The following is a 14926-nucleotide window of genomic DNA, read 5'->3' as shown; positions in this document are numbered from 1 at the left end:
CGGAGGTTGAGACTGCCGGATTGTTCCGTTGCCCAATTGCTCATTTAACAGGAGCCTGAAATGGAAGAGTGGGTAGGCTACAAATGGCATGAATACATTACCCGCCAGGCTCTGGGCGAATTTCCCGAGCACGCCGTTTACCTGAAAGACGAAGCCCGCAGCCTGGGCATTGTGTTCCGGGCCCTCGGAGGTGATCCGGCATTGAGCCTGGTGACGGCCGAACCCCGGCACTTTCGCCTGCGCCGCAAGTTTTTGCACAAGCTCGCAGGGACGCACCGTAAATTTGAACTGGCATGGCGGGATGAGCAGAACCTGCGGCTGCCGGAAAAAGTGGCAAAATTCCCCTCCAGACAGCTGAATCGCGATCTGTATATCTGGCTCGCGGCGCTGGCAGCCACACCGGCACCCGCCGATCCGGACTGGTTTACCGGTAACCAGGCACTGGTGCAGGATGTGATTGCGCGCTGGCCCGGGCTGGAACAGGTTTACCAGCGCCTGGTAAAGCAGGTGCTGCACTGGCGCCCGGAACCCGAAACACTTTCTCCGCAGGAATCCAGGCGGGAACAGGCTATCCGCCAGGCGCTGATTGATCCGGGCAGTGTTCCTGGCCTCCCCTCTGCTGACAGCGACCCCTGGCCGGTTGTGCTCTGGTTATACCCCGCCCTGCAACAGGGTAAGGCGGGCCTGCCGGCTACCGGCGATGACGACACCCAGTCCAGCCCCGGGGGCCTGACCAAGAAAAACAAACGCCGCCAGGCGGAACGGGTTGAGTCCTTCGATCGTGATCAGGGCCTGATGCTCTTCCGGCTGGAATCCCTGTTCTCCTGGGCAGACTTCATACCGGTCGACCGGGCCGGTGACGATACGGACGAGGAAGATGCCGAAGCCGTAGCGGACGATATGGATATGATTTCCGTATCCAATGACCGCAAGGAAACCTCCTCGTCTATCAAGTTTGATCTCGATTTGCCCTCGGAAGAGCACGATGATCTGCGCCTCGGCCCGGGCATTCATTTGCCGGAGTGGGACTGGCGCAACCAGAGTTACCGCGATGCCTTCTGCTGCCTGCAACCCATGCTCGCCCGCGAAGCTGTGCCAGCCGAGCTTCCGGAAGCCCTGCGCCGGCCGGCAAAGCGCCTGCAACGCCAGTTCAGTGCCCTGAAGCCACTGAAACAGTGGCAGCGCCGGCAAGTGGACGGTGATGAACTGGATCTGGACGCCTGCCTGGAACGGGAGGTCCAGCACCGGCGGGGCAAAGGGGAAATCGACCAGAAACTGTTCCGTCGTTGCCAGCAAAGCCAGCGTGACCTGGCGTGCCTGGTACTGGCTGATGTGTCGCTTTCAACCGAAACCTATATCAACAACCACCAGCGGGTCATCGACATTGCCCGGGACGGTCTGCTGCTGCTCAGTGAGGCCCTGCAGGCCAGCCGCGACCCCTTCGCCCTGTTTGCGTTTTCATCCCGGAGACGCGACCACGTGCGCTTCCATCACCTGAAAAGTTTTGACGAGGCCTATACCGGCACCATCCGGGGCCGGATTCAGGCGCTGGAACCCGGTTTCTATACCCGCATGGGCGCCGCCATTCGCCAGGCCACCAGGCTTCTGCAGACCCGGCACGAACATCAGAAAATCCTGCTGCTGCTGACCGATGGCAAGCCCAACGATCTGGACATCTATGAAGGCCGGTATGGTGTTGAGGACACCCGCATGGCAGTGCAGGAAGCCCACAAGGCAGGCCTGACACCCTTTTGCGTAACCATTGATGACGAAGCCAGCGAGTATCTGCCGTATGTGTTTGGCAGTAACAACTACGTGGTAATCCGTGACCCTGCGCAACTGCCATTGCAGTTGCCCAAACTCTACCTGAACCTGACACAGTAATATGACTGACCTGACTCTCCAATCCGGGGCCGAACCGGAGCCCGATTCCCAACAGCTCCCCGGCGATATCGCCGTGTGGATCTTCATCTTCGCCGAACTGGCCGTGTTCGGCATCATGTTCATCGGCTTCGCCGTCGCCCGCAGCCTGGACCCGGCCACCTTCCATGCCGGCCGCGAGGTGCTGCACCCCTGGATCGGGCTGCTGAACACCGCTGCCTTGATTACCGCCAGCTATCTGGTCGCCACTGCGGTTCATCAGCTACGCCACAGGCGCTCAGGCGCACAGTGGCGGCTGTGGCTTGCCATAGCGGTTTCCTGTATCTACACAGTGGGTAAGCTTTATGAATACGTGAATCTCTATGCCCAGGGTTACAACCTGGGCAGCGATACGTTTTTCATGTTCTATTTCTTCCTGACCTTTTTTCACTTTATGCACGTAATCCTGGGCCAGGTGATTCTGGTTGTTCTGGCTGTAAAAGTTGGCAACGGCGACTACGATGGCGCTGATATGAACGGCATGGAATCCGGTGCCTCCTACTGGCACATGGTCGATCTGGTGTGGCTGGTGCTGTTCCCGATGATTTATGTACTGGCCTGAGGAGAGGGACTGATGCTGACGGTTTATTTCGCACTGATGATTTGTACGGCTTTGCCGGTAATCGCACTGAAGGCCGGAATAGGCCCTGAGTTCCTGGCCTGGCTGGTATTCGGAATGGTTATCGTGAAGGCTTTGTTGCTGGTAGACCACTTTATGGAGATGAAACACGCACCACGTGCCTGGCGACTACTGGCCCAGTTGTGGGCGCCCATAGTTATTGTGGTGGTTGCAGGGTTTCATACGATTACGTGAGCCAAGCTTAGCTTTGTCCGTGCCTTTAATACTTTGAACATAGCGGAAGGTACGGGCGGGGCGCGGTCTCCCAAAACACGCTGTGAATACATCCATATACGCTTGGCTCCGCCATCCCTGGCTCCGCACAGTTTTGGGAGACCGCCCCCCGCCCGTACCCCAGAGTTTTGAGTCAGAGCCACTTGGCCGGAAACAATGGCCGCTTATCAGACATAGCCTGAGCCAGGGAAATCATCCCCCAAAGCACAAACCCGGTGTGCAAGGTAATCGCCCAAACCAGCGCAAACGTCCAGAAATAACCCGCATCACCGAAGAGCATCCATCCAATAGCAACCCCGGAACTGATCAGGATGAACCCGATCAGAGACATGAACAATGCGGCCCGGGTATGAGCCCGGCGCAGTGCATTCGTTGCTGAACTCTGGGTAAACATCCAAAGCAGGACAAGAAACCCGATAACCGGCAACGCCAGCAAATTCATCAAATACCAGATAACCGGGAAAACCGCTCCGCTAGCGGGTTTCGTCCGGGCGCCCGAATACTGCATACACCACCTCCATTAATGAACTTACAGTTGCTTCGTCGTCTGAGAGCGGCTCGATCATTCCCGCACGGCATGCCTGTGCCGCAGGCACACCTGCACGTATCAACAGAGCCGTGTGTATCAGCAACCGTGTGGACGCTGCTTCTTCCAAATCGTGGTCTTTAAGGTTGCGCAATGCCGTGGCAAGGCTGACCAGCTGTTGAGCAAGGTCCCGGTCACAGCCGGACTCTTCCATAACAATGGCTTTTTCCATTTCCTCGGAAGGGTAGTCAAACCGCATTGACACAAATCTTTGTCGGGTACTGGGCTTCATGCCTTTGAGCAGGCTCTGGTAGCCCGGGTTGTAAGAGACCACCAGCATAAAGCCCGGTGCAGCCGTGAGCAGTTCGCCGGTGCGCTCGATGGGCAGTTCCCGGCGGTCGTCCGCCAGCGGGTGCAGCACAACGGTTGTGTCCTTACGGGCTTCTACCACCTCATCCAGGTAGCAGATGCCGCCTTCGCGCACCGCGCGGGTGAGCGGGCCATCCTGCCAGTAGGTGCCTTCCGGGCCGATCAGGTGCCGACCAACCAGGTCGGCGGCGGTGAGATCATCGTGGCAGGCTACGGTATAAACCGGGCGCTTCAGCTTCTCGGCCATATAGCGCACAAACCGGGTTTTACCGCAGCCCGTCGGCCCCTTGATCAGAACTGGCAGGCCATTGTCGGCAGCGGCATGGAACAGTTCTATTTCATTACCAACTGGCTGGTAAAACGTCATGTATCACAATCCTCTGTTACTGATCGTCGGGTCTGGCAACACCATGAACCCATTCGGGAAAAAACAGCAAACGAATGCCCGGGCACACCTAGAGCCCCAGTACATGGGCACGGTTAGTGAAGAAGATACCGCTGGGGCTTTGTGCGTCCAACTGGGCAACGGGTTCCAGCGTATAGCTGTTGTAGACAGTGACACGATTGCTGTCTCTTGAAGACACCCAGACCTCTTCGCCCCTTGGGGTGAACTCCATGTGCAGCACGGCTTTTCCCGGCTCCAGGGTGCGCACAATTTCGCGGGTCTGGGAATCAATCACCTGTATCACATCGTTTTTCGGGTGCGCGAAGCTGACCCAGATTCGCCGGTTATCCGGGCTGGCCATCACAAACACTGGCTGGCCCTGTACCGGAATTTTGTCCACCAGTGACCAGTCGGCCATATCGGCAACCAATACCTGATGGTGCCCGACTGCCGGTACGAACGCCCTGCCGTCAGCCACCGTCCACCCCTCAAGATGCGGCATTTTGTACACGGGGAGTTTCTGCTCGCCCTTGCCATAACCGGGAAGAATTTCAGTGACACCGGCATCGGTATTCCACAGATCCAGCATGGACAGCCCGTCTTCCCCAAAGAGGCCGGCAATGTAGTAGCGTCCGTCTGGTGTGATCATGGAATCGTATGGTGCTTTGCCGGCATCAAAGCGGGTCAGCTCGGGCTCGCTGCGCGATGTACCGTCAGGCATATCCAGAATCCAGATCTGCCCCGCATCAAACAGGCTGAACACAAATCGATTCCCCGGTGCATCTACCAGACCAACGGTTTTCGACTGCGCCGTCTCACCGTTTTCCCGGGTATAGGTAGCGGGAATGTCGGCTGCCAGCTCCAGTGTCTTCGCGTCAAAGACTTTCACACCACCCGGGTCATAATTGGATACTGCAACGTATCGGCCGTCCTGGGAAATCGCACCGCCAATGCTGTTTCCAGACTGTATAACCCGGCCAACAATGGACTGCGTAAGCAGGTCCACTTTGGTAAGACCGCCGTCACGACCGAATACGAAGCCGTAGCGGGCATCCCGGGAATACACAACAGAAGCATGGGACAAATCCCCCAACCCTTCAATCCGGCGGATTACGCTGTGGCTGCTTGTGTTGACAACCAGTAAAGAGCCGGTTGCACGTTCGACAACCAGGCCGAGATCGCCGGTGCCCATCAGGTTGTCTATATTTGCGGCGGCTGCATCACTCTGTGTGCGGCTCTCCGGCAACACCTGACAACCGCCCAGCAGCACCAAAACCAGTGGCAGCAGCAACATGCGTTTCACGCAACGGGTTATCCGAAACATCGGGTACATCCTCCAGGCAAATTGTCAGGGCGAGACCAGCTTACCGGCCTTTAACTGATGACTGATCCATTCAATATCGGCGGGAGCCAGCAATGGCTTCCAGGGCGGCATTGCCGTGCCGGGAATACCTTCACGGATTATGGCGGCAATGGCTTTTTCAGGCAGGTGTGTCAGGTTTTCAGGCCGCAAGGGCGGGCCCAGCCCTCCCTTGAGAGTCAACCCATGGCAGGAGCCGCAGTCTTGTACCACAAAGTTTTCAAGATCGATCAGGTTACGGGACTGTTCCGGCTGTTCGCCTGCCAACGATGCCGATGGCGCAAACAGCAGCATCAACATGAGGGCGTTAACCTGCCGCCTGGCCTTACCCCTTTCGGAACCGGTCACGACTCGTTTTCTCCCATGGATGTGTAGTGCGGTTCACATAGTGAAGCCGCCTGTTATGTGTATCTTTGATATTGGTTAAAAACGCCTCCCGCCACAACAACTCTTTGGTTATACCCATGGGTGGGTACTCACTGGACAATTAACATATATCTGATTTTAATCAATGTTCATCAGGGTAAAGAAGAGAAACCTAACAACACTCTTAACTCAAAGGAGAGAGCCTGATGAGAGCAACCAATCCATTCCTGAAACCACTGGCGCTTGCCGTGGCTGTCACGTCGTTCGGCGTGATGACCGCAAATGCCGCACCAAAGCATCCTGATGGTGCAGAAACCGCATACGAGGGCGCGGCAAGCGCAATCTCACCGGAATCCGCAAAAATCGTCCGCTCCCCGGGCGCGCCAGATCTTACCGATGTCGAGTTTGAAAAATCCAAAAAGATATTCTTCGAGCGCTGCGCCGGTTGTCACGGTGTATTACGTAAAGGCGCCACAGGTAAAGCGCTGACCCCCGACATCACACAGGAAAGGGGCATCGACTACCTCAAGGCATTCATCACCTACGGCTCGCCCGCCGGCATGCCGAACTGGGGCACCTCCGGTGATCTCACCGAAGACGAAGTCGAGATGATGGCCAAGTACCTGATGCACGAGCCACCCGCACCTCCCGAGTGGGGCATGGCAGACATGAAGGAAACCTGGGAAGTGCTGATAGCGCCTGAGGACAGACCCAAGAAACAGATGAACAACCTGGATCTTGAAAACCTGTTCAGCGTTACCCTGCGCGATGCCGGTCAGATTGCCCTGATCGATGGCGAGTCCAAAGAAATCGTGGAAGTCATCAAAACCGGTTACGCGGTTCACATCTCGCGTATGTCCGCTTCCGGTCGCTACCTGTTCGTGATTGGTCGGGATGCCGCAATCAACATGGTTGACCTGTGGATGGAGCACCCGGACACCGTTGCCAAGATCAAGATTGGCCTGGAAGCCCGTTCCGTAGAAACCTCCAAGTACAAAGGCTATGAAGACAAGTACGCCATTGCCGGCGCCTACTGGCCGCCGCAGTTTGTGATCATGGATGGCGAAACCCTGGAGCCCAAGAAAATTGTGGCTACCCGGGGCATGACTGTGGATACCCAGGAATACCATCCGGAGCCACGGGTTGCTGCCATCGTCGCTTCCCACGAGCATCCGGAGTTCATTGTTAACGTAAAAGAAACCGGCAAGATCATGCTGGTTAACTACGAGAACCTGGAAAATCTCAGCAGTACCACCATCGATGCAGCACGCTTCCTGCACGACGGCGGCTGGGACAGCAGCATGCGCTACTTCCTGACGGCGGCCAACCAGTCAGACAAGATTGCAGTTGTCGATTCCAAGGAACGTGAACTCGAAGCCCTGGTGGATGTGGGCAAAATCCCCCACCCCGGCCGTGGCGCCAACTTTGTGGATCCGGAGCACGGTCCTGTCTGGGCAACCAGCCACCTGGGCGACCCGACCATCCAGATGATCGGTACCGATCCGAAAGGCCACCCGGACAACGCCTGGAAAGTGGTTCGTACCCTCAACGGCCAGGGCGGCGGCTCACTGTTCATCAAGACCCATCCAAAGTCCCAAAACCTGTACGTCGATACGGCCCTCAACCCGGCAGAGTCGGTCAGCCAGAGCGTTGCGGTGTATGACATCAACAACCTGGAAGGCGGCTACGAAGTACTGCCAATCGCTGAATGGGCAAACCTCGGCGAAGGCCCCAAGCGTGTTGTTCAGCCCGAATATAACGTAGCAGGCGACGAAGTCTGGTTCTCTGTGTGGAATGGCAAAGAGCAGAGATCCGCCATCGTGGTGGTGGATGACAAGACCCGTAAGCTGAAAAAAGTGATCGACGACGAGCGCCTGGTTACCCCAACCGGCAAGTTCAACGTCTACAACACTCAGCACGACGTCTACTAAGCGCCACTGAACCGGGCCGACCCGGAGGAGACGGGGAATGAGACTGGATCACACAGATCAGCAACTGATCAATCACTTTCAGCGGCATTTGCCGGTGAGTGAGCGGCCTTACCTGGACATGGCCAGGCAACTGGGCATTTCCGAACAGGAGGTCATTGAGCGGTTGCAGTCGTTACAGTCCCGTGATGTCGTCGGCCGGGTCGGGCCGGTGTTTGAACACAGCCAGGCAGGCGCAAGCCTGCTGGCTGCCGTGGCGGCTCCGGAGGACCAGATGGATCTGGTAGCCGCCCGTATCAACCGTGCTCCGGGGGTAAATCATAATTACGCCCGCGAGCACACCTACAACCTCTGGTTTGTCATGACCGCGCCGGATAACGAATTACTGGAAGAGCACCTTGACGAACTGGAACAGGAACTGAAATTGCCCATGCTGCGCCTCCCCATGGTGGAGGGCTATCACATTGACCTGGGTTTTGATATCGACTGGGAAGCCTTGTTATGAGCCGTTTTGCATCAGCCGATCATCTGCCCGCCAATGGCTCAGAGCCGGGCACTGTAAGCGCATGGGGGTTGCTGCGGCTAAGGCAGCAACTGGAACAGGGACTGCCCCTTGTACCCCGGCCCTATTTCGCACTGGCCGAGCGTACCGGTCTTTCCGAGCAGGAAGTGATGAACGCCATTACCCAATGGCAGAACGATGGTCTGATCAAACGCTTCGGCCTGGTGGTAAAGCACCGCACGCTTGGCTACACAGCCAACGCCATGGTGGTCTGGAACGTGCCCGATGGGCAGGTACAGGCTCTGGGCCAAGCCATGGCCGGGGTGCCGTTTATTACGCTTTGCTACCAGCGCCCAAGGCGACTCCCGGACTGGCCCTACAATCTCTTCTGCATGATTCACGGCACCAACCGCGAACGTGTGCTGGCACAACTGGACAGCCTGATCGCCGATTACAACCTGCAGCAGATTCAACATGCAGTGCTGTTCAGCAATAAAGCCTACCGCCAGCGTGGAGGGCGTTATGCAAGCCACGACTGAAGCCCGCAGGCAAGTTCCCATTACCGACCTGAACTCCGTTGAGAAGGCTCTGATCAACCGGCTGCAACATGGGATGCCGCTTGTGCGCCGCCCTTACGCAGCTGTTGCAGAAGAGCTCGGCCTGGACGAACAGCAGGTGCTGGGCACTGTTAAAAAACTGCTCGCCGACGGTGTACTGACACGCTTTGGCCCCATGTTTCACGCCGGTGAAATGGGCGGCGCGCTAACACTGGCTGCCATGCGCATTCCCGAAGCGGATTTTGAGCGAGTCACCGAGCAGGTAAACAGCTTTGACGAAGTGGCTCACAACTACCGCCGCGAACACGATCTGAACATGTGGTTCGTGCTGGCCACCGAAACCCGCGAAGCCATTGAGTCCACTATCAGCGCCATTGAAGACACCACCGGCTACCCGGTTTACAACATGCCAAAGGAGCAGGAGTTCCATGTCCACCTCCACTTCCCTGTCTGATGCCGACACACAAAATGGCTTCCAAGTGACAGAGCGCGACCGCGAACTGATTCTGGCCACCCAGGCCGGCCTGCCTCTGGTCTCCGACCCATGGGCCGAAATTGGCAAGCAGCTGGGCATGGGCGCAGATGAAGTACTTACCCGCTTCCAGGCCATGCAGCAAGCCGGTGTTATCCGTCGGGTTGCTGCGGTTCCCGACCACTACCGGCTGGGTTACCGCTACAACGGCATGACCGTGTGGGACGTTGCGGATGATCGCATTGCTGAACTGGGTGCCGCCATTGGTGAGCTGCCTTTCGTGAGCCACTGTTACCGGCGGCCACGGCACCTGCCCTACTGGTCGTTCAACCTGTTTGCCATGGTGCATGGCACAACCCGGGAGGAGGTAGAAGACAAAGCCGCACAAATTCGTGCCGTATTGGGCGATGCCTGTCAGCAGCACACCATTCTTTACAGCTCGGCCATATTGAAGAAAACCGGCCTGCGGCTGCGCAAATAACGCAAGGGGAAGCACTATGTTCCGAATGACCCGCTATATTAAAAGCCTGATGAATCCAGCCCCGGTGAGAGCCATCCCCAAGCCCTCCGGCCCGGTTGTGATCTGGAACCTGATCCGCCGTTGCAACCTCACCTGTAAACACTGCTATTCGATTTCTGCGGATATCGACTTCAAAGGTGAGCTGAGCACCGACGAGGTCTATACCGTGATGGACGATCTCAAAGCCTTTGGTGTCCCCGTGCTGATCCTGTCCGGTGGCGAACCGTTGATGCGCCCGGACATTTTCGATATTTCACGCCGCGCCAAAGACATGGGCTTTTACGTGGGCCTGTCCAGCAACGGTACCCTGATTACCGAAGACAACATTCAACAGATTGCAGACGCCGGCTACGACTACGTAGGCATCAGCATTGATGGCCTGGAAGAAACCCACGACGAATTCCGCCAGAAAAAAGGCGCCTTCGCCGCGTCCATGAAAGCCGTCAAGCTGTGCAAGGATGTCGGCATCAAAGTGGGCCTGCGTTTCACCCTCACCCAGGACAACGCAGCACAGCTGCCCGACATGCTCAAAATGCTGGATGAGCATGACATCGACAAATTCTACCTCTCGCACCTGAACTACTCCGGCCGGGGCGGCCGCAACCGCAAGCGCGATGCCTGGTATGACATGACCCGGGACGCCATGAACCTGCTGTTCAACCACTGCCACGAAGAACTCAAGCGCGGCATCGAGCGGGAATACGTCACCGGCAATAACGATGCCGACGGCCCTTTCCTGCTCCAGTGGGCGGCAGAGCACTACCCCGATCAGGTACCGGCGCTGGAACAACGGCTGCTTAACTGGGGCGGCAACTCTTCCGGCCAGAACGTCTCCAACATCGACAACCTGGGCGTCGTCCACCCGGATACCTTCTGGTGGGACTACAACCTGGGCAACGTGCGCGAAAAACCCTTTTCGCGGATCTGGTCAGAAGCCAGCGATGAGTTGATGCAGGGCTTCCGGCAGAAACCAAGGCCCGTAAAAGGGCGTTGCGCCCAGTGCCAGTACCTGGCTATCTGCAACGGCAACACCCGGGTCCGCGCCTACAACGTTTCCGGTGATTTCTGGGAAGAAGACCCCGGCTGTTACCTCACCAATGAAGAAATTGGCGTTCTCGATATGCCCAGGCGCGTTGCTGCCCCGGCTATCGAAATTCCGGTCAACAATCTGTAAGGAACGCACCATGACAATCAGCCAGAGAAAGAAGTGCCTGGTGGAATTCCGGCTGGCAGAGCAGCCTTTCCGGGCCGGTGAGGTCGCCATTGTCGGTGCCGGCCCTGGCGACCCCGGCTTGCTTACACTCCGGGCCCTGATGCTGATCCAGCAGGCCGACGCGATTGTTTATGACCGCCTGGTATCACCACAGATCATGGAACTGGTAAACCCGCGCGCCGAACGCATCCACGTGGGCAAAGCCAGCGGCTGCCATTACGTGGCCCAGGAAGACACCAACGAACTTCTGGTGCAACTGGCGGTAAAACAGCGCCGGGTTGTGCGACTGAAAGGCGGCGACCCTTACATTTTCGGGCGTGGGGGTGAAGAAGCCGAGTTTCTTGTGGATAACGACATAGACTTCCTGGTGGTGCCCGGCATTACCTCTGCAGCCGGCTGCGCCTCTTATTGCGGCATTCCTCTTACTCACCGGGATTACGCCCAAAGCGTGACCTTCGTAACCGGGCACCGGAAAGCTGACCACGCTCTGGACCTGAACTGGAAAGTACTGGCAGCACCAAACCAGACCCGCGTTTTCTACATGGGACTGCATAACGCACCCACCATAGTGCGGGAACTTACGGCCAACGGCCTGTCCGGCGATTGCCCGGTGGCACTGGTAGAGCGTGGCACCACCCCGCAACAGCACATGACCGTAACCACACTCAAAAACCTTGAAGAAACCATCAGGATGGAAGGCTTCCAGCCACCCACGCTGATCATTGTAGGCGAGGTTGTACAGCTGGCCGAAAAGCTCGCGCAGCCGGCCCAGGCCGGCTGGAACAGCGCATTGATAGGGCCGGCCTCGGCCACGGCGGCGCAGCGCCCCGCCTGACAGAAAACTGAAACACGACCAACGCTCCAGACTGGAAACCCGATGCAACAGACCCTGAAAATCCTGATGCTGACCACAGGCCTGCTGGCCTCACCCCTGATTTCTGCTGGCACAGAGGCACAGACAGGTGCCCTCTATCAACAACACTGCGCCAGCTGCCATGGCAGCGACAGGCTCGGCGGCATGGGTCCTGCCTTGCTGCCGGACAACCTCTCGCGCCTGAAAAAAGACCAGGCCGAAGACGCCATCCGCAATGGCCGCCCCGCTACCCAGATGCTGGGCTTTGCCGACGTACTGAGCAACGAATCCATCACCGCCCTGGCTGAATTTATTTACCAGCCACCGGAGCAGGAACCCGTCTGGGGCAAAAACGAAATCACCTCCAGCCACCTGCTGCCTCACCCCGCCGGCTCGCTCCCTGACAAGCCGGCTTATGACGCCGACATGATGAACCTGTTTCTGGTGGTGGAAATCGGCGATCACCACGTGACCCTGCTTGACGGTGACAGCATGGAGCCCATCCACCGCTTCGCCAGCCGCTTCGCCCTGCACGGCGGCCCCAAGTACAGCCCGGATGGCCGCTACGTCTACTTCGGCTCCCGGGACGGCTGGATCACCAAGTACGACCTGTACAACCTGAAAGTCGTTGCCGAAATCCGCGCCGGTATCAACATGCGCAACATTGCGGTTTCGGCCGATGGCGATCACATCATGGCCGCCAACTACCTGCCCCACACACTGGTGTTGTTCGACGCAAAAAACCTCGACCTGCTGGAAATCATCCCTGTTGAGAACGATGCCAAAGAAAGCTCACGGGTAAGCGCCGTGTACGCCGCCCCACCCCGGAACAGCTTCATCGCCGCCTTGAAAGACATTCCCGAAGCCTGGGAAATTACCGTGGAAAACGACAAAGCCAAAGTGCGCAGAATGCAAACCGACACCTGGCTTGACGACTTCTTCTTCGACCCCGGCTACCAGCATCTTATCGGTGCCGCCCGGGATGGCAAACACGGCCTGGTAATCAACATGGACACTGGCAAAACCACCGCCGACCTGCCCCTGCCCGGCATGCCCCACCTGGGCTCCGGCATAACCTGGGACTATCAGGGCACCCGAGTAATGGCCACGCCGCACTTCCGCTCAAGCGCGGTTTCCATCATCGACATGGACACCTGGAAAGTCATCAAAACCCTGGAAACCGCCGGCCCCGGCTTCTTCATGCGCAGCCACGAAAACTCCCGCTACGCCTGGGTAGACGTTTTCTTCGGTCCCAACAAAGACAAAGTCCACGTAATCGACAAACAGACCCTGGAAATCGTAAAAACTCTCCAGCCTGCACCTGGCAAAGTAGCCGCTCACGTTGAGTTCGACCGTTATGGCGAAAAGCTCCTGCTGAGCATCTGGGACGAAGAAGGCGCGGTCATCGTTTACGACGCAGACACCCTGGAGGAAGAAAAACGAATCCCGATGAACAAACCCTCGGGCAAATACAACGTGTGGAACAAGATCAACTACGAGGAAGGCACCAGCCACTGAGTAGTTTAGGTGAAGTCACGCGCATAGTTCGATCGCGAATTGCGGGCAAGGCCTCCTGAAACTGTGCGGAGCCATGGATGGCGGAGCCAAGCGTACATGGATGTATTCACAGCGTGTTTCAGGAGGCCTTGCCCGCAATTGGCGCCACCACCTGCTATATCGAGTGAATGAAAAAGCCTTAATGATTTAAGTCATTTCCGGTAACATCTTTCTGTTAGGATAATTGACAGATAATCTCAACGGCACCAACGCAATGACCAGTACATTCAGACCCGACGTGTCCTCATCCCCCTGTATGCTGGGGGAAAGAAACCCGGACATTATTCAACAGGAGCCAGCCCCGCAGTCAATGGCTCTGCTCAACGGGCTGAGTCGCGTATTCGGAATAAGGCTTAACGACAAGCAGGACACCCCCGATACCCGATTTTTAGGCGACCTAACCCGATTGTTTTACCTGCAAAGAGTCGATGCCGAAGCCCAGATGGAAAAACACGACACCCCCTGGGCTAACGTATACCTGATCCAGTACGGTATTATGCGCCTGTTCCGGGAGGCCCCCAGCGGCAAAGTGGCTGTGCATCACTTCTTTACCGAGGGCGACATGGTCTGGCCGGTATTTGGCCGCAGCCGCACGGTTCGCAATACCCTTTGCCTCACCACAGTCACACCCGCCACAGTCTGGGTAGCAGATTTTGCTGCCTTCCGCGCCGCCATTCAGGCGCATGGCGAAGGCCTCTGGCCGCAATTTGCCATGGCCCTGACCGAAGAGCTTGCCGAGCTGACCAGCATGCGGGAGTTTCGCAAGCACACCATGTCGGCAAAAGAGCGTTACCAACTGCTCCTTGAAGAGTATCCGGAGCTGGTAAAACGCGTGCCGGATAACCAGCTTGCCTCCTGGCTCGGGGTGGTACCTGCTACATTCTCCCGGCTTAAAACCGGTGCCAAAAAGTACTGATAAAAAGCGCAGTCGAAAAACACTGACTTTCTCCTTGCCGAATATGCCCGAAATCATGGTGATTGCAGACCGATAACCGACACCTGATAACCCACTATTCTGAAGAACAAGGAAAGAAGAAATGGCACAAACACAGGAAATGCCAGGCCGGGAGTCTTCCGTTGACAAGCCCTTCAGGTATTTCATGCAGGTCCGGTACAGTGAGTGCGATGCCCAACTGGTGGTTTTCAACGCCCGCTACGGGGACTACATTGAGCTGGCTGCCAGCGAGTTTTTATACCTCGTGGGTGCCGGGCTGCCGGAGCTGGAGGCCACTTTTGACTATCAGGTAGTCAAGCTGAGCATCGAGTGGAAAGCCCCGGCCCGCTACCGCGACAGGCTGGAACTGTCAGTCAGGGCAACCCATCTGGGCAACACTTCGTTTGAGCTGACTACCGAGTTCCGGAATGCAGAAACCGGGCAGTTTCTGGCCAGGGGCGAACTGGTCTGTGTGGCTATTCACCCGCAAACCTTCGAAAAAATCGCCATTCCTGACGCAATGAAGCGCGCAATGAAAAACGGTGCGCAGGGTCAATTCGTTGACCACGCGGGGCTTTTTACAGCCCCACAGGTCAACTGACCTGAAGCGT

The 14926-nt window shown here is 57.2% G+C and carries 17 protein-coding genes; 13 read left to right on the top strand and 4 right to left on the bottom strand.

The window, feature by feature from the left end; all coding sequences use genetic code 11:
* Positions 1 to 60 precede the first annotated feature (60 nt).
* The 3 genes from CDH48_RS00690 to CDH48_RS00680 are packed head-to-tail and all read left to right on the top strand — an operon-like array spanning position 61 to position 2734.
* On the top strand, positions 61 to 1884 hold the full coding sequence (locus tag CDH48_RS00690; protein ID WP_100686787.1) for a nitric oxide reductase activation protein NorD: 1824 nt from the start codon (positions 61 to 63) through the stop codon (positions 1882 to 1884).
* Position 1885: 1 nt separating this feature from the next.
* The gene (locus tag CDH48_RS00685) at positions 1886 to 2482 is read left to right on the top strand and encodes a cytochrome c oxidase subunit 3 (RefSeq protein WP_100686786.1); all 597 of its coding nucleotides are present in this window, start codon (positions 1886 to 1888) and stop codon (positions 2480 to 2482) included.
* A 12-nt stretch (positions 2483 to 2494) separates the two neighbouring features.
* On the top strand, positions 2495 to 2734 hold the full coding sequence (locus CDH48_RS00680; protein ID WP_100686785.1) for a cytochrome C oxidase subunit IV family protein: 240 nt from the start codon (positions 2495 to 2497) through the stop codon (positions 2732 to 2734).
* Between the two features lie 172 nt (positions 2735 to 2906).
* Here the strand turns inward: CDH48_RS00680 and CDH48_RS00675 are convergent, their stop codons facing one another.
* From CDH48_RS00675 to CDH48_RS00660, 4 genes are all read right to left on the bottom strand, one after another.
* Positions 2907 to 3215: a hypothetical protein gene (locus tag CDH48_RS00675; RefSeq protein WP_227520862.1), complete on the bottom strand. Its 309-nt coding sequence runs from the start codon at positions 3213 to 3215 to the stop codon at positions 2907 to 2909.
* A gap of 31 nt (positions 3216 to 3246) precedes the next feature.
* Complete coding sequence (locus CDH48_RS00670) at positions 3247 to 4035, bottom strand: CbbQ/NirQ/NorQ/GpvN family protein (RefSeq protein ID WP_100686783.1); 789 nt, start codon at positions 4033 to 4035, stop codon at positions 3247 to 3249.
* Between the two features lie 88 nt (positions 4036 to 4123).
* Positions 4124 to 5377 carry a cytochrome D1 domain-containing protein gene (locus CDH48_RS00665; protein ID WP_100686782.1) on the bottom strand — a complete coding sequence of 418 codons (1254 nt, stop codon included), beginning with the start codon at positions 5375 to 5377 and terminating at the stop codon, positions 4124 to 4126.
* A gap of 24 nt (positions 5378 to 5401) precedes the next feature.
* Positions 5402 to 5761 (bottom strand): c-type cytochrome, encoded by a 360-nt coding sequence (locus CDH48_RS00660; RefSeq protein WP_227520861.1) that lies wholly within the window; start codon positions 5759 to 5761, stop codon positions 5402 to 5404.
* A 224-nt stretch (positions 5762 to 5985) separates the two neighbouring features.
* Here CDH48_RS00660 and CDH48_RS00655 point away from each other — a divergent pair, with 224 nt between their 5' ends.
* From CDH48_RS00655 to CDH48_RS00610, 10 genes are all read left to right on the top strand, one after another.
* The gene (locus CDH48_RS00655; protein WP_100686780.1) at positions 5986 to 7710 is read left to right on the top strand and encodes a cytochrome D1 domain-containing protein; all 1725 of its coding nucleotides are present in this window, start codon (positions 5986 to 5988) and stop codon (positions 7708 to 7710) included.
* Positions 7711 to 7747: 37 nt separating this feature from the next.
* Complete coding sequence (locus CDH48_RS00650) at positions 7748 to 8212, top strand: AsnC family transcriptional regulator (RefSeq protein ID WP_100686779.1); 465 nt, start codon at positions 7748 to 7750, stop codon at positions 8210 to 8212.
* Positions 8209 to 8748 carry a siroheme decarboxylase subunit beta gene (ahbB, locus tag CDH48_RS00645; RefSeq protein ID WP_100686778.1) on the top strand — a complete coding sequence of 180 codons (540 nt, stop codon included), beginning with the start codon at positions 8209 to 8211 and terminating at the stop codon, positions 8746 to 8748. Before CDH48_RS00650 ends, ahbB (CDH48_RS00645) begins: the two co-directional genes overlap by 4 nt.
* Positions 8749 to 8776: 28 nt before the next feature.
* Positions 8777 to 9220, top strand: coding sequence for an Lrp/AsnC family transcriptional regulator (locus CDH48_RS00640; protein ID WP_227520903.1), 444 nt, complete (start codon positions 8777 to 8779; stop codon positions 9218 to 9220).
* Positions 9195 to 9719 carry a siroheme decarboxylase subunit beta gene (gene ahbB, locus CDH48_RS00635; protein ID WP_188437599.1) on the top strand — a complete coding sequence of 175 codons (525 nt, stop codon included), beginning with the start codon at positions 9195 to 9197 and terminating at the stop codon, positions 9717 to 9719. The genes CDH48_RS00640 and ahbB (CDH48_RS00635) overlap by 26 nt, the downstream gene beginning before the upstream one ends.
* Positions 9720 to 9735: 16 nt before the next feature.
* Entirely contained in the window at positions 9736 to 10932 is a 1197-nt protein-coding gene (gene nirJ / locus CDH48_RS00630; RefSeq protein WP_100686776.1) for a heme d1 biosynthesis radical SAM protein NirJ, read from the top strand.
* A 10-nt stretch (positions 10933 to 10942) separates the two neighbouring features.
* Positions 10943 to 11806: a uroporphyrinogen-III C-methyltransferase gene (cobA, locus tag CDH48_RS00625; protein ID WP_100686775.1), complete on the top strand. Its 864-nt coding sequence runs from the start codon at positions 10943 to 10945 to the stop codon at positions 11804 to 11806.
* A 42-nt stretch (positions 11807 to 11848) separates the two neighbouring features.
* Positions 11849 to 13342 (top strand): nitrite reductase, encoded by a 1494-nt coding sequence (locus tag CDH48_RS00620; RefSeq protein ID WP_100686774.1) that lies wholly within the window; start codon positions 11849 to 11851, stop codon positions 13340 to 13342.
* Between the two features lie 253 nt (positions 13343 to 13595).
* The gene (locus CDH48_RS00615) at positions 13596 to 14297 is read left to right on the top strand and encodes a Crp/Fnr family transcriptional regulator (RefSeq protein ID WP_100686773.1); all 702 of its coding nucleotides are present in this window, start codon (positions 13596 to 13598) and stop codon (positions 14295 to 14297) included.
* 121 nt (positions 14298 to 14418) lie between these two features.
* The gene (locus CDH48_RS00610; protein ID WP_198515454.1) at positions 14419 to 14916 is read left to right on the top strand and encodes an acyl-CoA thioesterase; all 498 of its coding nucleotides are present in this window, start codon (positions 14419 to 14421) and stop codon (positions 14914 to 14916) included.
* The last annotated feature ends 10 nt before the right edge of the window (positions 14917 to 14926 follow it).

It is taken from the genome of Marinobacter aromaticivorans (assembly GCF_002806975.1).
GTDB classification, from domain to species: domain Bacteria; phylum Pseudomonadota; class Gammaproteobacteria; order Pseudomonadales; family Oleiphilaceae; genus Marinobacter; species Marinobacter aromaticivorans.
The sequence above is the reverse complement of the archived record's forward strand: the minus strand, read 5'-3'. Positions and strand labels throughout refer to the sequence as shown.

Excerpts from the sequence above, each read along its gene's own strand:
- CDH48_RS00650 (WP_100686779.1), top strand. The coding sequence starts at position 7,748 with ATGAGACTGGATCACACAGATCAGCAACTGATCAATCACTTTCAGCGG.
- nirJ (WP_100686776.1), top strand. The coding sequence starts at position 9,736 with ATGTTCCGAATGACCCGCTATATTAAAAGCCTGATGAATCCAGCCCCG.
- CDH48_RS00665 (WP_100686782.1), bottom strand. The coding sequence starts at position 5,377 with ATGTTTCGGATAACCCGTTGCGTGAAACGCATGTTGCTGCTGCCACTG.
- CDH48_RS00610 (WP_198515454.1), top strand. The coding sequence starts at position 14,419 with ATGGCACAAACACAGGAAATGCCAGGCCGGGAGTCTTCCGTTGACAAG.
- CDH48_RS00670 (WP_100686783.1), bottom strand. The coding sequence starts at position 4,035 with ATGACGTTTTACCAGCCAGTTGGTAATGAAATAGAACTGTTCCATGCC.
- CDH48_RS00615 (WP_100686773.1), top strand. The coding sequence starts at position 13,596 with ATGACCAGTACATTCAGACCCGACGTGTCCTCATCCCCCTGTATGCTG.
- CDH48_RS00620 (WP_100686774.1), top strand. The coding sequence starts at position 11,849 with ATGCAACAGACCCTGAAAATCCTGATGCTGACCACAGGCCTGCTGGCC.
- CDH48_RS00675 (WP_227520862.1), bottom strand. The coding sequence starts at position 3,215 with ATGAATTTGCTGGCGTTGCCGGTTATCGGGTTTCTTGTCCTGCTTTGG.
- ahbB (WP_188437599.1), top strand. The coding sequence starts at position 9,195 with ATGTCCACCTCCACTTCCCTGTCTGATGCCGACACACAAAATGGCTTC.
- CDH48_RS00655 (WP_100686780.1), top strand. The coding sequence starts at position 5,986 with ATGAGAGCAACCAATCCATTCCTGAAACCACTGGCGCTTGCCGTGGCT.
- cobA (WP_100686775.1), top strand. The coding sequence starts at position 10,943 with ATGACAATCAGCCAGAGAAAGAAGTGCCTGGTGGAATTCCGGCTGGCA.
- CDH48_RS00690 (WP_100686787.1), top strand. The coding sequence starts at position 61 with ATGGAAGAGTGGGTAGGCTACAAATGGCATGAATACATTACCCGCCAG.
- CDH48_RS00685 (WP_100686786.1), top strand. The coding sequence starts at position 1,886 with ATGACTGACCTGACTCTCCAATCCGGGGCCGAACCGGAGCCCGATTCC.
- ahbB (WP_100686778.1), top strand. The coding sequence starts at position 8,209 with ATGAGCCGTTTTGCATCAGCCGATCATCTGCCCGCCAATGGCTCAGAG.
- CDH48_RS00680 (WP_100686785.1), top strand. The coding sequence starts at position 2,495 with ATGCTGACGGTTTATTTCGCACTGATGATTTGTACGGCTTTGCCGGTA.